Here is a 13,998-nt window from a genome sequence, read left to right on the forward strand (position 1 = left end):
TCAACAACGCTAACATCAGTCCATGTTAGTAGCGTTTACATTCGACGGAGGCAGATCGTGACGGCAGCGCACGACGCGGAGCGGATGGTGGCGCAGGTGCGGGACGATCCGGCCGCGCGCATTCGCCTGGCCGCCGACACTTATGCGCTTCGCAGCGCGCGGCGTCCCTTCCTGCCGTACCGGCGCGCGGTCGTCGCGTTCATGCGATGGCAGCAGGCGCGGGGCGTGCTCAACCCATTAGATGCCGAAGAGCCCGGCAGTGGTTGGTGGCGGGCGGTGAACGAGGATCTGCTGCGCGACGCGCTCGAGGGAAAGCTTCTCGTCGAGCGTGAAGATGTGGTGGCGTCGCGTTCGACGGCGCGGCTCTGGGCCGACTTCTTTCGCGCCCCGTCCGCGCGGTCCTGGTATCTGGCACACAACGCGAGCGTCGTCGCCGGTTATCTGGCGCATGCCGGCCTGGCCGAGCAGGAGGGACTGGCCGAGCGGTTCTTCATGAATGTGGTTCTGGTGCGAGTGCTGTATGCCCATGCGTTGGTGCTCGACGCGAATCTGGCGTTGGGCCGGTTCGCGTTCGTCGCGAAGGTCGTCGGCCACCCGCGGGCGCGCGGGCCGCAGGCGCTGTTGTCGATGAAAGATGTGCTGCCCGTAGGCTACCCGATCGTAGGCATGACGATCGAAGAGATCATCGACAGCGAGAACAGAGCATTTCGGATGGTCGACTTCGGGGTGATCGCGCCACGTGCCGCGGCTTTGTATGCGATGTCGGCGGACGCGCTGTGCGAGCTCCGTCTGCTGGGATTGGCTGACGACGGCGGACCCGCGTACGCGTGGCCGGCCGATCAACGGCGGGTGTGGCGTCCTGCCCGCACGCCGAGGCTCCACAGGCTAGTGGCCTTCCTGACTAGGCCTCGGCGCGGCTGCTGGGGTGAGAGTGCTCAGGTGCCAACCTCGGAGCGACATTGTCGCTCAACTACTACCGCCTGAACCGACATCAGCGACTCTGTCGCTCAGAGGTTGGCATAACCCCACATTGCCGGTGCGGCGGTTTCTGCGCGCGCCTGACTTTCAAGATCTAGGGTGCGGGCCATGAATGCAACGGTGCGGCTTGCGTCGCTCGCAATGTGCTTGGGTTTCGTGATTTCCGGGTGTTCATCAGCTGCGCCGGACCCGGCCTTAAAGCCCATCGACCAAGCGGCGTTTCAAACTGTCGTCGAGAAGGCAGCGAAGGATCTCTACGTGCCAGGTGCGATGGTCGTGGTGCGGACGCCGCAGGCCGAGTACCGAGCGGCAGTGGGCACGACCGAGCTCGACGTTCAGACGCCGCCTACCGCCGACACGCACTTCCGGATCGCGTCGAACACCAAGACACTGACCGCAGCGCTGATCGTGCTGCTCGCCCAGGACGGCAAGCTGAAATTCAGTGATCCGGTGTCGAACTACGTTCCGGGTGTGCCCGACGGCGCCAAAAACACGATCGCCGATCTGCTGAGGATGCGCAGCGGCCTCTACAACTACACGAACGCTCCTGAACTCGCGGCTACCCTAGACGCCGATCCAGCGAAAGCCTGGACGCCACAAGAGGTTCTGAAGATCGCGTTCACACATCCGCGGGATTTCGCACCGGGCGCGGAGTACATGTACGACAACACCAATTACGCGCTGCTGGGGCTCGTCGCCGAGAAGGTCGGCGGCCGCCCGCTCGCCGAACAGTTCAAGGAACGTCTGTTCGGCCCGGTCGGCATCAGCCAGACGTTGCTTCCGGCGATCGATGACACGTCGATTCCGGCGCCCTACTCCCACGGCTACATGTACGGCGAAAGCAAGTACGCACTGATCGACATCCCGTATCCCGCCGAGATGCAAGACCAAATGCGTTCGGGTGCACTGAAACCGATCGACTACACGCACCAGAACCCTTCGTACGCCACCGCGGCAGGCGGAGCCATCTCAACCGCCGACGATCTGGCAACGTGGATCAGCGCGCTCGTGTCCGGTGAGGTGTTCAACGCCGACTACCACGACCAGTGGCGCAACAGCCTGCAAGCCGAGGATCCGGACACACCCGACGGGCAGAAGTATGGATACGGCATCAGCTATCAGCGCTTCGGCCCCAACGCGGCGATGTACTACCACGGTGGTGAGCTTCCGGGATTCAACTCGTTCATCGGCCACGACCCCGATAACGATGTGACGCTCGTTATTTGGACGAACCTCACGGTTGCGCCCGACGGTGCCACGACGGCGAATGCGCTGCTGCCGAAGGTCCTCGACGAGATCTATACCGGGTTGAACTTCTAGCTCAGAACGTCCTCGACCAGATCGTCGGTCGTCCACTCCCGCTGCGGCAGAACATCTCTGAGCAGACGCAGCAGGGCGGGGTTGCTGCTGTCGCCGCGCCAGACAGCGTCGAGTTCCACAGGACGCTCGCGGAACGCGCCGATGGTGCGGAATACGACGTTGTCGGGATGCAGCGTCGCGGCCGAGGCCGGAACCAGTGCGATGCCGATGCCGGTGCGGACCAGCACCAGCATCGTGTGTACCTGCGTCACGTACTGCACGTATCGCGGCGATGCGCCCGCGATGGTGAACGTGCTGATGAGCAGTTCGTTGAAATACCGTGCCTGGATGGGCGAATACATGATGACGTCCTGACCGTCTAGGTCGTTGAGCGTCAACTGACGGTTCAGGTTGGCGAGCGGATGCTCCTCCGGTAGCGCGGCGATCAGCTGCTCGTGCAACAGCGGACGCGAGACCAGACCGGGGCGCTTCACGGGCGGGCGGGCCATGCCGAGGTCCACCTCGCCGCTCATCAGGCCGTCGAGCTGGACGGCGGTGACCATCTCGCGCAGGTCGAGTTTCACGTCGGGCAGCTTCTCGCGGGCGGCACTGAGAAGACGTGGGAGCACCACATGCGCAGAGGCCGCGGTGAACCCGATGACGACGGTGCCGAGGTCGCCCTCGGGGATGCGCTTGACGGTCTGGGCGGCGCCCTCGGCGAGTTGCAGGATGCGTCGCGCGTCGGGCAGGAATGCGACGCCGGCGGGGGTGAGGGTGACCGTGCGGGTGGTGCGGTCGATGAGTTGGACCCCTAGCTCGCTCTCGAGCTGCTGGATCTGCCGGCTGAGCGGCGGCTGGGTCATGTGGAGTCGTTCGGCGGCGCGGCCGAAGTGCAGTTCTTCCGCGACGGCGACGAAGCATGACAGGCGGGCCAGTGAAAACACCGATGCACTCCTTGCATCACTACACGCACTTTGCGCGGCGATGGTGCATCAGTCTAGTGCGCTAGCTTGAGCTGTGGCATGGACACGCGCGCTGAGCCGGCTGCTTCTCGCCGGGTCGATCCTCTTCGCGTCCAACGCCGTCGCGAGCGCGGACCCCAACGTGCTCTGGCGGATCGTGCATAACCAGTGTGTGCCGCATCAGCGGGAGCGTGATGAACCCGCCCCGTGTGCGGCGGTCAACAGCGGCGAGGGCTTCGCCCTGCTGAAGGACACCGACGGGGCCGCGCAGTACCTGTTGATTCCCACCGAGCGGATCACCGGCATCGAAAGCCCGGCGTTACTCGCTCCGGACGCCACCGACTACTTCGCGCAGGCATGGCTGGCGCGCGCCGCGGTCGACGAGCGGCTGGGACGCAACGTGCCCCGCGACTGGATGAGCCTCGCCGTCAACTCCGAGTTCGCGCGATCGCAGAATCAGCTGCACATCCACATCGATTGCCTTCGCGCCGATGTGCATGACGCGCTGACACGGCACGCGGGCGACATCGGACCGGTGTGGGCGCCGTTCCCGGAACCGCTTGCGGGCGACCGCTACAGCGCGATCGCGGTCGCTGGCGATGATCTCGGTGCGGTCAACCCGTTCCGGCTGCTGGCCGACGGCGTACCAGGGGCGCGCACCGACATGGGCCGCAGGACGTTGGTGGTCGCGGGCGCAGTGCTCAGCAACGGTCAGCCCGGCTTCATTGTTCTTGCGGGACTGGTCGATCCGGCCACCGGTGACACCGGCGGCGGCGAAGCGGTCCAGGACCACCAGGTGTGCGCGGCCCCGATGGCGGGAAAATAGCTCCGGTCAGGACGCGGCGGTGGGACGGCTGCGGTCCGGGCGGACGGTGACGGGCTGCAGGGCCTCCATGACCTGTGTCAACCGCGGGTACACGATGGCCGGGCCCAACCAGCGAGAGATGAAGCGGCGCAAGGCGAAGCTGTCACGTTCGGGCTCGCCTGGGTCGACGAGGATCGAGTGGAACGTGCGCAGCCCCAACTCGGCCAGTTCGTCGAGCGCCGCCTCGTCGTACCCGTGACTCTCCCAATCGACGTCGCACCGGTGCAGCATCGAGCGGCTGAAAGCCCTGGAGGTGTCGGAGGTCAGCGAGACAGTCGTTCCGCTCTTCGACCCGTTTCTGAGCAGGTTGGCGAAATGGGCGTCTTCGGCGAGTCTTTCGACCGCGAACGCGATGCCTTCGACCATCGCGGCGGCGGGTTCGGTCAACCCCCTGGTGTGCTCGGCGAGTTGGTCGAGAAAACCGTCGGCAGTGCGCATTCCGCTGGCCAACAACAGCTCTTCGGTGCTGGGGAAGTAGCGGTAGACGGTCTGTCTGGTGACACCGAGCATGCGCGCAACGTCGGCGATGCGCACGGCGGGTCCGCGCTCGGCGATGATGGCGTCGGCGACATCGAGGATCCGGTCGATCGCGTCCTCGTCCGTTGCCGGGGGATCGCCCGACCACCCGCGGCTAGGCATGCGAGAACTCGATCGGCAGCGTCTTAGGCCCGCTCAATTCCATCATCGGCTTCCACGGTGCCGGACCCGTGCGCGAGGGCTTGCCCATTCTGCGGGTCACGATCTTGAGGGCCTCGGCGAGCTCGAGCCGGGCCAGATTCGCGCCGAGGCAGTAGTGGATGCCGCCGCCGAAGGTCAGCACCGCTGGCGCGTCGGTACGGGTGATGTCGAAACGGTCCGGGTCGTCGTAGACCGCGGGATCCCGGTTGGCGGCGAGCGTATTGACGATGACCATCGTTCCAGCGGGAAACAGGTGGTCCGCGAACTCGGTGTCCTCGGTGACGGTGCGCAGGGTGCCGGATCCGATCGGCGAATGGCGAATGGTCTCTTCCACCGCACTGGCCGCCAGTTCGGGGTGCTGCGCCAAAAGCGCCCACTGGTCGGGATGGTCGATGAGCGCATCGAGGGAACCGGCCAATTGATTGCGGGTGGTGTCGGTGCCCGCAAGCAATAGCCCGCCGGCCAGCATGCGCAGTTCAGCAGCGTTGAGCCGATCACCTTCGTCCTCCGCGCGGATGAGGTCGGACAGCAGATCGTCGGTCGGGTTGTGGCGCCGTCGTGCGACCATCTCGTCGACGTAATCGTCGAGTTCGCCCCACGCCTGCATGACGAACGCTTGGTCGACACCGTCGGGATTGAACGTGAAGGCGGTGAAAATCTCGTCGGCCCAGCGCGAGAACAGCTGCCAGTCCTCGCGAGGTGCGCCGAGTAGTGCGCAGATGATCGGCACCGGGTACGGCCGGGCGATGTCGGCGACGATGTCGCAACGGCCTTCTGCGGCAACGTGATCGATGAGTTCGTTGATCACGTCCACGATGGTGTCGTGCATGCGTGCGCTCGCCCGTGGAGTGAATGCCTTGGACACCAGGCTGCGCAATCGGCGGTGCGGTTCGCCGTCGAGGCCGAGCAGGCTGTTGACGATCTTGTTCCACAGCGGTCCCGACGTGATGCCTTGCACCATGAGGTTCATTCCGGGCGGGATCGTGAAGCGCGGGTCGCGCAGCACCGTCCGCGCCAATTCGTGGGAGATGATCTCGGGCCCGAATGGCCCGATGGCGATCGGAGCCTGTTCTTGTGCCTGGCGGATCCGCGGATACACGACCGCGGGTGTGTCGTCGACGTCGTAGGTCAGGCTCGGGAGTCCGGCGTCGAAAACATTGGAGCAAAGCGTGCCGACGGTCATGGGGCCACCCATCAGAGGCTGAGGCGACAGAATGCTCAAAATGTATGACTTACTCGCTCTGAAGTCAACGATATCTGCAGGACAGACTTCTGCCATTCATACATAAATGTGAGAATGTCTCGTTAGGACGCTCAGCAGGGCGCTTCGATGCTGAAGGTTTTGTTCTCCGTCGCTCCCGGCTTGCCCGCTTCGGAGACGACGGCAGTCCCGGTGATTTTGTAGATGCCGCCTTCCGTGGCGGCTACGGCGTCGGCGACGTCGCCTCCCGAGATGGCGTTGAGGCCGGCGATGTTCTCGAGGTTGACGGTTCGGACGAGCAGATCGGGGCCGCCGAGCTGTAGGTAGGCGCGCGCACGGCCGGTGTCGGTCTTGGCATCGATGGTTAACGCCCATTGGTCCTGGGTGCACGAAACCCGCTGTGTCTGTTGCGATTTGTCGCCGATGGTGATCTTGCCTGAGCTCTGGGGCGGCTCGGCCGGCTCAGATCCGGTCAATCCGCATCCGGACGTCAGCGCTGCCGCGGTGAGCACGGCCAGTAGTCGACTATTCATCGAACACCTCCCCTTTCGTTGGGGGCTACCCGAAAACACCTGCGGGCAACCGCTCGTCGACATGAGCGGATCGAGACTTCGTGTCCGACACGGCACGTCGATACCGCACATTGGCTGACCAGCGGTGAGACAATACTGACGTGGGCGTCGGTAGGCATGCGCCAGTGGCGGAACCGAAGCGTGGCGTGCTGCGTAGGGTCATAGCCTTCGTGGCCAGCCTCGTGTTGTTCCTTGCCGTGCTCTTTGCCTTCGTTTCAAATGTCGTCGCTCGGCCGCATAACGTCTCGTCTGATTCGATGGCACCGACGCTGGATGCGGGCGAGCGCATCATCATCACCAAATTCGCATACCAGTCTCGTCGCATGGCTGTGCCGCGGGCCGGCGACATGGTTGTCTTCACGCCCCTGCCAGGGTGGAATACCGGCTACACGTCGATCCGTTCGCAGAACACGGCCCTGCGGTGGCTGCAGAATGCCGTGTCATTCTTCGGATTCGCGCCGCCGGATGAGAAGTACTTGGTCAGCAGGGTCCTCGCAGTCGGCGGAGAGACAATCGAGTGTCGCAGAAGCACCGGTATCACGGTGAACCGCGAACCGATCGCTGAGCCGTACCTGGGTCCGAAAATGCTTGACGCGGAACCGCCAACCGATCCGTGTTTTGGTCCTGAGTTCGGCCCGGTGCGGGTTCCGACGGAGCGGCTGTGGGTGATGGGCGACAATCGCACACACGCAACGGATTCCCGCGCGCACTGCGAAAGTCTCCCCGCCGATCTGGAGCGAGGAATCGCGTGCACTGGCGATCCGATGTCGGGCACGGTGCCGATGGAGGATGTCATCGGGAAGGCACAGCAGTTCTGGTAATTGCGTCAGGGTTACCAGCGGGGGCTGACGAACTCGTAAGTCGGATCGATGGTCTTCATGTAGCCGGTGTCGTCGCGGTCGCGAATCCCGCAGCGCACGTACTGCTCGTGCAGCGCGGCCAGCGAGTCGTCGTCGATTTCGATGCCCAGACCGGGCGTCGTCGGAACGGCGACCGCGCCGTCCTTGAACTCCAGCACACCGGGTTTGACGATCTCCTCGACCTTCCACGGCCAGTGCGTATCGCACGCGTAGGTCAGATTCGGCGTCGCGCCGGCGAGATGCACCATCGCGGCCAGGCTGATACCGAGATGCGAATTGGAATGCATTGATAGCCCCAATTGGAATGTCTCGCAGATTCCGGCGAGCAGCCGAGAGCGCTGCAGACCGCCCCAGTAGTGGTGATCGGAAAGCACCACGCGCACTGAGTCTTTCGCCACGGCGGGCCGAAGCTGATCGAATGCGACGACGCACATGTTGGTTGCCAGCGGCATCGGAGCCTGCTTCGCGACCTCGGCCATCCCGTCGAGGCCCGGCGTCGGGTCTTCGAGGTACTCCAGGATGTCCCACAGGGCCGACGCCACCTTGAGCGACGTCTCGGGCGTCCATGCGGCGTTCGGGTCCAGCCGCAGCGGGTGCTCGGGGAAGGCCCTGTGCAGTGCCTCGATGGCAGCGACCTCCTCCTCGGGAGCGAACACGCCGCCCTTGAGTTTGATGGCGCTGAAACCGTATTCGTCGATGATCCGCTTGGCCTGCTTGACGAGACCGTCGGGGTCCAGTGCCTCGCCGAACGCGTCGGGCTCGTGGCCGGGATGCGCGGCCCACTTGTAGAACAGATAGGCGCTGAACGGCACGGCGTCCCGGACCTTGCCACCCAGCAGGTCGGAGACCGGCCGTCCGGTGGCGTGGCCCTGGATGTCGAGGCAAGCCACCTCGAACGGTGAGAAGACCTGGTCGACGGCGCTGGCGGTGGTGATCATGCCCGCGGTGCCGATGGCGCGGTTGTCACCGCGCAGCCGGTCGGCGATCGCGGCGTGGATCGCGTTGAGCGAGAACACGTCCAACCCGGTGATCGCGTCGGCGGCGGCCTGCAGCCGGACGAGATGTGTCGAGTCGGCATAGGTCTCGCCGAGGCCGACGAGCCCGGCGTCCGTGTCGAGTTGGATGATCGCGCGCAACGCATACGGCTGGTGCACCCCGACGGTGTTGAGCAGCGGCGGGTCAACGAACGCGACCGGGGTGATCCGGGCGCCAGTGATGCGAATCCGGCTGGGGGCCACGACTAGCGGGCCTGGGCGAGCGCCTCGGACAGCACAGCGCGTCCGGCGGCGATGATCGACTGCAGCTCGGTGAGGTCAGCGGAGCTGGGCATGACCAGCGGCGGGCGGACCGGTCCGGCGGGGATGCCCTCCATCGCGACGCCGGCCTTCACGAGGGACACGGCGTAGCCCGGCACGGTGTCGCGCAGGCGCACGAGCGGATGGAAGAAGGCCGCCGATAAGGCGTCGACCAGTGCGTCGTTGCCCGACTCGAGCGCGTTGTAGAACGCGAGCGCCAGGTCGGGCGCGAAGGCGAACGTGGCCGACGAGTACAGCGGCACACCGATCGCGCGGTAGGCCTGCTGCGTGGTCTCCGCGGTGGGCAGACCGTTGAAGAACAGGAAGTCCTTGTCGACAGCGTCGGTGACCGCACGGACGATGCGCGCGACCTTGTCGAGATCGCCTGTGCCGTCTTTGAATCCGATGACGTTGGGGATCTTGGCGACCTCGATCGCCGTCGCCTCGGTGTAGCGGGCGTTGTTGCGGTTGTAGACGATCACCGGCAGATCGGTGGCCGCGGCGACCTCGCGGGTGTAGGCGACCAGGCCGGCGTCGGGCACCTCGACGAGGTACGGGGGAAGCAGCAGCAGGCCGTCGGCGCCGCTGTCCTTGGCGAACTTGGCGAACAGCTTGGCCTGGGCGACGGATCCGCCTGCACCGGCGTAGACCGGAACACGGCCCGCGACGGTCTCGACGGCCGTGCGGACGACGTCGCTGAACTCCTGCGGCTCCAAGGCGTGGAATTCGCCTGTGCCGCAAGCGATGAAGACGCCGCCGGGTCCGGCGTCGACGCCCTTTGCGACGTGGCGGGCCAGCAGGTCGAGGTCGACCGCACCGGTCTCGGTGAAGGGCGTGACGGGGAAGAACAGAACGCCGTCGAACTTGGGATGCATCGGGCTGGGCTCCTTGGTGAGTGGGGGTGGGTCAGTCGGCAGTGAGCTGGCCGTCGATGCGGCGCCACAGGTGGTCGGGATTTCCGTCGGCAATCGCGCTGGGAAGCAACGACTTCGGCACGTCTTGGTAGGCGACGGGCCGCAGGAAGCGTTCGATCGCCCGCGAGCCGACGGAGGTGCTGCGAGAATCGGAGGTGGCCGGGAAGGGGCCGCCGTGCACCATGGCGTGGCCGACCTCGACGCCGGTGGGCCATCCGTCGAACAGAATGCGCCCGGCCTTGAGTTCGAGCACCGGGAGAAGCCTTCCGGCCTCGGGGTAGTCGGACTCGTCGGCGTGCACGGTCGCGGTCAGCTGACCTTCGATGTTCTCGGCGACGGCCCGCATCTCGGCGGCGTCCTTGCAGCGCACGATGAGGCTGGACGAGCCGAACACCTCGGCCTGCAGGCCTTCGGAGTTCAGGAAGGTGGCGGCGTCGGTGCCGAACAGGGCAGCGCGGCAGGCGCATTCGTTGTCGCCGACTTCACCACGACCGATGAGGTCGGCTTCCTTGCTCAGTGCGGTGACACCGTCGGCGTAGCTGCCCGCGATGTTCGGGGTGAGCATCGGAGTGGCGGGGGAGGCAGCGAGCGTGTCGCGGGCGGCGGTGATGAAGTCGTCGAGACCCGGACTGTCGGCGGCGATGACAAGGCCGGGGTTCGTGCAGAACTGGCCCGACCCCATGGTGAGGGAACCGACGAACGCCTTGCCGAGGTCAGCGCCGCGGGTACTCAGGGCGCCGTCGAGCAGGAACACCGGGTTGATGGAGCTCATCTCGGCGTAAACGGGGATGGGCTCGGGCCGGCCAGCTGCCGCAGCGACGAGAGCTGTTCCGCCGGAACGGGATCCGGTGAATCCGACGGCCTTGATGCGGGGGTCGGTGACCAGCGCGATGCCAAGGTCGGGGCCGGATCCGAAGAGCAGCGAGAAGGTGCCCTTGGGCAGGCCGGCCTCGGCGACGGCGTCTGTGATCGCGCGGCCGACGAGCTCGGAGGTGCCCGGATGGGCGTCGTGTCCCTTGACGACGACCGGGCATCCGGCGGCCAGCGCCGAGGCGGTGTCACCTCCTGCGACGGAGAATGCCAATGGGAAGTTGGAGGCGCCGAAGACGGCGACCGGGCCGAGCGGCACCGCGCGCTGACGGATGTCGGGCCGCGGCGCGGGCTGACGGTCGGGCAGGGCGGGATCGATGCGGGCACCGTTCCACGAGCCCTCGCGCAGGACGGACGCGAAGAGGCGGAGCTGACCGGTGGTGCGGCCGACCTCACCGGTGATGCGGGGGGTCGGAAGGCCGGACTCGGCCGTGGCTCGCGCGATGATCGCGTCCTTGACCGCCTCGATGTTGGCGGCGACGGCTTCGAGGAATTCGGCGCGCTGCTCGGACGTGGTGGCGCGGTAGATCGGGAAGGCGGCGGCTGCGGCGGCACAGGCGGCGTCGACGTTGGAGGAGTCGCCGTGGTTATAGGCGGGCTCGAGGGCCTCGCCGAGCGAGGGGTCGAAGGCGTTGATGGGCGTGCCAGATCCGCGGACGGGTTCGCCGGCGATGAGCATCTGTCCGGTGGGTCCGGTGGTCCGCAAAGAGCCCGCAATGGTGGCAGTCATGACTTCCTAGGCCGTCGATGGTCGCTGGTCTGCCACTTACGTTAGGAGCCCGATCCATGCCTGTCCAAGACTGTTTTGGGCATGACTGATGCACAGGATGGATCAATAGAGAGGTGGGACTGGTCCGCTAGACCGCGGAACGAACGTGCTGGTGGCACCGCGCCGAGCGGGTCAGCTGCTCGAGTGCCGACGTGAGGTCGTCGACGAGCGGCAGTTCACCATCGGGATCGCAGATCGACAGCAGGCGTCGCACGGGATGACTCCCGACGAGGATCCAGTCGACGTCGTTACGGGCGCAGTGCACGCTGATGTAATACAGCGCGGTGAAAGCCTGGGTGCCTGCGAAGTCGACGGCCCGCAGATCGAGCACCAGTTGGCGCGAAATCCCGGTGTGCTCCTCGACGAAATGGCCGAGCTCGCGCCCGTTGCGGGCGTCGATCTCGCCGATCACCGCCACCGCGAGTCGCGACGTGGCCAGCCGTCGCACTGCGAACGTCGCTCTGCCGCACTGTCGGTGTTCATCTACCGAAGCAGGATCCGGGCGACCGATACGAACGGTCCCATCCCTCATGCACAACCCCAAGATCGTTTGGTTAGAGGTGTCGCCGGAGATCAATCCCGGATGAGTCCCAGGACGACACGAAGCGCGCCGGCGGGCTGGGAGCTCAACCAATCTTGAGGGTAGTACGAATTCCGTCGTCCGTCAGCAGCTTCAGAAAACTCTCAGTTGTGTTTCCCTGCAAGACTTTTGGTCAGCTGGACTAAATGTGGGCTTGCGCGTACGTCAGTAACTGCGCTTATGCACGACGGAAACCATTGCGACCAGGCGGAAAGCCTGGGTCAATCATCTCCAGCGGTTTGCTATTTCCGTCAGCTACAGCGCGTCGGTCTTGACGTTCTCGCCCGCAGCCAACAAGTAGGACGCGACGTAGCCGAGCACCTCATCGGCCGCCGCGAATCCGCCGAGATGACTCTCGTCCGGCATGAGGATGAGCTCGGCGTCGGGGAGCCGCTCGGCGGCCTTCTTGGCGTCATCGAATCCGATGATGGAGTCGGCGTCACCGTGCCACCACCGCACCGGCACCTTGACGTCCGCGAGACGGAATCCCCAGTCACGCCCACAGAGACGGGCATCGTCGAGCAGGGCCTGGAACGGCACCTTGCCGTCGAGGACGTGGATGATGTCGTCGATGAACATCGCCTCGATGTCGGGATCGCTGAAGACCCGTTGATCCCCGGCGGGCATGATCTTGGTCAGGCCGCGGTAGGCGACGTGCGCGAGCGGGATGATCGGCAGCAGCAGTCCGGCGGTGATCCGGGCGAAGGGTTCGCGCATGGCGGAGAGCACGGCGCCATAGCGGTGGGCCATGGTGATGGCACCGCTCGCGGTGGCGTCGGGTCCGACCGATGGCGTTACCCCGCCGAGAACGGCGACCGCGACGACGCGGCCGGCAAGCGCGCCGGTGCCTGCACAGGACAACGCATAGGGTCCACCGCCGGAGAGGCCGACGACGCCGAGACGTGCGGCGCCGAGTGCGTCGGCCACACATGCCATGTCATCCGCGAAATCGGAAATCGACTCGTAGACGTGCGGGTCGGACAGTCCGGAGCCGGGCCGTTCGATCAGGACGACGCGAAGACCGAGCTCTTCGGCGGCGCGCCGACCGACGAGCGGCAGCTGGCGTCGGCCCCCTGGGGTCCCGTGAAACCACAGGACGACGGGGCCGTTCGGATCGCCGTACTCGGCGTAGCCGATGCGGCGGCCGTCAGGAAGATGGAACCGGCCCTCGGCACGGGGGTTCTCGATGGCAGGCACGCCGGGTGGGCGCCGCCAGAGATTGAGCATGCTCATGCGCTACAAAGACTCCTTTGTCTGTAAGTAGCCAAGATCATCGCATCTTGGGGTCTTCGCCGGTCAGCTCGCCTCCGGCCAGCCGGGTGACGCGGGCTCCGGAGTCGGCGGCGTATCGAGTGACGCCGTGATGTTCGCGTCCCGCTCGGTGCGCCAGTGCGGCAGCAGATCGGAGCATTGCGAGATCCGTCGCGCTCCGTCGACCTGCTCGTCGGCGGTGGACTCATCAGTGATCAGAGTCCCCCAGCGGACATCGTTGGCGCCGGTGATGCGCCACGGCCCGAAGACGTCTCCGCCGGGCGCTGGGTTGGGCCCGCTTTGGTCGGTCACCTCCGCAGGGGCGTCGGCGGCCGGCGGGCTGTCGGTGAACTCGACCCGCCACACCTTCATGCCGTTGACGTCGCCGAGGCCCCTACGACTCGAGGCGTATCTGACGACGGACACGTACTTATCCTCGTCCTCACCCTCGCGGAAGATCTTGTAGAGGCCGTCGCACACGTACGCGCGGTAGCCGCCCTCGATCGGCGTGATCTCGAGGATGTGGAAGAACTCGTTGCCGAAGAATGGGACCGGGGGACCGAACTGCTCGACGTCGGTCAAGGGTCGGATGCCGGATAACTCAGCGGGGGCGTCTGAGTTGGGTGGCGGCCGTTGCGGGACGGCGCGATCGAATCCCGGATACGCGTCGCCGTTCTCTTGAGTGAATTGCGCGATCCGGTACGACTCCAGATATGCGCGCAGCGGCACCGCCGGGCCGGATACGAGGTCGATGCCCGGCTCGGCCGCCCACCGGAACCGGAAGTCAGCCAGATTCTGCGGCCAATTCGCGAAGGTCGGCGCGGGCGCTTCTTCAGCGCGGCATCCCGTCAGTCCCACCACGATCAGCAGGAGCGCCGCGCAGCACCGCACGATCGATGTCACG

Annotated in this window: 14 protein-coding genes; 4 read left to right on the forward strand and 10 right to left on the reverse strand. The window is 65.8% G+C overall.

What is annotated here, in order from left to right; all coding sequences use genetic code 11:
• The first annotated feature begins 57 nt into the window (after window positions 1-57).
• Both ACIA48_RS16370 and ACIA48_RS16375 read left to right on the forward strand, forming a co-directional pair.
• Window positions 58-984, forward strand: coding sequence for a hypothetical protein (locus ACIA48_RS16370; RefSeq protein WP_396733377.1), 927 nt, complete (start codon window positions 58-60; stop codon window positions 982-984).
• A gap of 135 nt (window positions 985-1,119) precedes the next feature.
• Window positions 1,120-2,298 (forward strand): serine hydrolase domain-containing protein, encoded by a 1,179-nt coding sequence (locus ACIA48_RS16375; protein WP_396735016.1) that lies wholly within the window; start codon window positions 1,120-1,122, stop codon window positions 2,296-2,298.
• On the opposite strand, the gene ACIA48_RS16380 is transcribed toward ACIA48_RS16375, so the two are convergent.
• Window positions 2,295-3,221 carry a LysR substrate-binding domain-containing protein gene (locus tag ACIA48_RS16380; protein WP_396733380.1) on the reverse strand — a complete coding sequence of 309 codons (927 nt, stop codon included), beginning with the start codon at window positions 3,219-3,221 and terminating at the stop codon, window positions 2,295-2,297. The two genes, ACIA48_RS16375 and ACIA48_RS16380, sit on opposite strands and share 4 nt — an antisense overlap.
• A 73-nt stretch (window positions 3,222-3,294) precedes the next feature.
• Between ACIA48_RS16380 and ACIA48_RS16385 the strand changes: the two genes are divergently transcribed.
• The gene (locus tag ACIA48_RS16385; RefSeq protein WP_396733384.1) at window positions 3,295-4,065 is read left to right on the forward strand and encodes a CDP-diacylglycerol diphosphatase; all 771 of its coding nucleotides are present in this window, start codon (window positions 3,295-3,297) and stop codon (window positions 4,063-4,065) included.
• A gap of 6 nt (window positions 4,066-4,071) precedes the next feature.
• Here the strand turns inward: ACIA48_RS16385 and ACIA48_RS16390 are convergent, their stop codons facing one another.
• The 3 genes from ACIA48_RS16390 to ACIA48_RS16400 form a co-directional block, all read right to left on the reverse strand.
• Entirely contained in the window at window positions 4,072-4,743 is a 672-nt protein-coding gene (locus ACIA48_RS16390) for a TetR/AcrR family transcriptional regulator (RefSeq protein WP_396733386.1), read from the reverse strand.
• Window positions 4,736-5,965, reverse strand: a complete 1,230-nt coding sequence (locus ACIA48_RS16395) for a cytochrome P450 (RefSeq protein ID WP_396733389.1) — start codon at window positions 5,963-5,965, stop codon at window positions 4,736-4,738. The genes ACIA48_RS16390 and ACIA48_RS16395 overlap by 8 nt, the downstream gene beginning before the upstream one ends.
• 131 nt (window positions 5,966-6,096) lie before the next feature.
• On the reverse strand, window positions 6,097-6,516 hold the full coding sequence (locus tag ACIA48_RS16400) for a lipoprotein LpqH (RefSeq protein ID WP_396733392.1): 420 nt from the start codon (window positions 6,514-6,516) through the stop codon (window positions 6,097-6,099).
• Window positions 6,517-6,737: 221 nt separating this feature from the next.
• Here ACIA48_RS16400 and lepB point away from each other — a divergent pair, with 221 nt between their 5' ends.
• Window positions 6,738-7,376 carry a signal peptidase I gene (lepB, locus tag ACIA48_RS16405; RefSeq protein WP_396735019.1) on the forward strand — a complete coding sequence of 213 codons (639 nt, stop codon included), beginning with the start codon at window positions 6,738-6,740 and terminating at the stop codon, window positions 7,374-7,376.
• Between the two features lie 11 nt (window positions 7,377-7,387).
• Here the strand turns inward: lepB and ACIA48_RS16410 are convergent, their stop codons facing one another.
• The 6 genes from ACIA48_RS16410 to ACIA48_RS16435 form a co-directional block, all read right to left on the reverse strand.
• A complete protein-coding gene (locus tag ACIA48_RS16410; protein WP_396733395.1) occupies window positions 7,388-8,653 on the reverse strand; it encodes a glucarate dehydratase family protein in 1,266 nt (421 codons plus the stop codon).
• Between the two features lie 2 nt (window positions 8,654-8,655).
• Window positions 8,656-9,585 (reverse strand): 5-dehydro-4-deoxyglucarate dehydratase, encoded by a 930-nt coding sequence (locus ACIA48_RS16415; protein WP_396733397.1) that lies wholly within the window; start codon window positions 9,583-9,585, stop codon window positions 8,656-8,658.
• A 31-nt stretch (window positions 9,586-9,616) separates the two neighbouring features.
• Entirely contained in the window at window positions 9,617-11,224 is a 1,608-nt protein-coding gene (locus tag ACIA48_RS16420; RefSeq protein WP_396733400.1) for an aldehyde dehydrogenase (NADP(+)), read from the reverse strand.
• A 127-nt stretch (window positions 11,225-11,351) separates the two neighbouring features.
• Window positions 11,352-11,795 (reverse strand): STAS domain-containing protein, encoded by a 444-nt coding sequence (locus tag ACIA48_RS16425; protein WP_396733403.1) that lies wholly within the window; start codon window positions 11,793-11,795, stop codon window positions 11,352-11,354.
• A gap of 303 nt (window positions 11,796-12,098) precedes the next feature.
• Window positions 12,099-13,076, reverse strand: a complete 978-nt coding sequence (locus ACIA48_RS16430; RefSeq protein ID WP_396733406.1) for an alpha/beta fold hydrolase — start codon at window positions 13,074-13,076, stop codon at window positions 12,099-12,101.
• Between the two features lie 63 nt (window positions 13,077-13,139).
• Complete coding sequence (locus tag ACIA48_RS16435) at window positions 13,140-13,997, reverse strand: hypothetical protein (protein ID WP_396733408.1); 858 nt, start codon at window positions 13,995-13,997, stop codon at window positions 13,140-13,142.
• Window position 13,998: the final 1 nt, after the last annotated feature.

Source organism: Mycobacterium sp. NPDC051804 (genome assembly GCF_044452905.1).
Taxonomy (GTDB): Bacteria; Actinomycetota; Actinomycetes; order Mycobacteriales; family Mycobacteriaceae; genus Mycobacterium.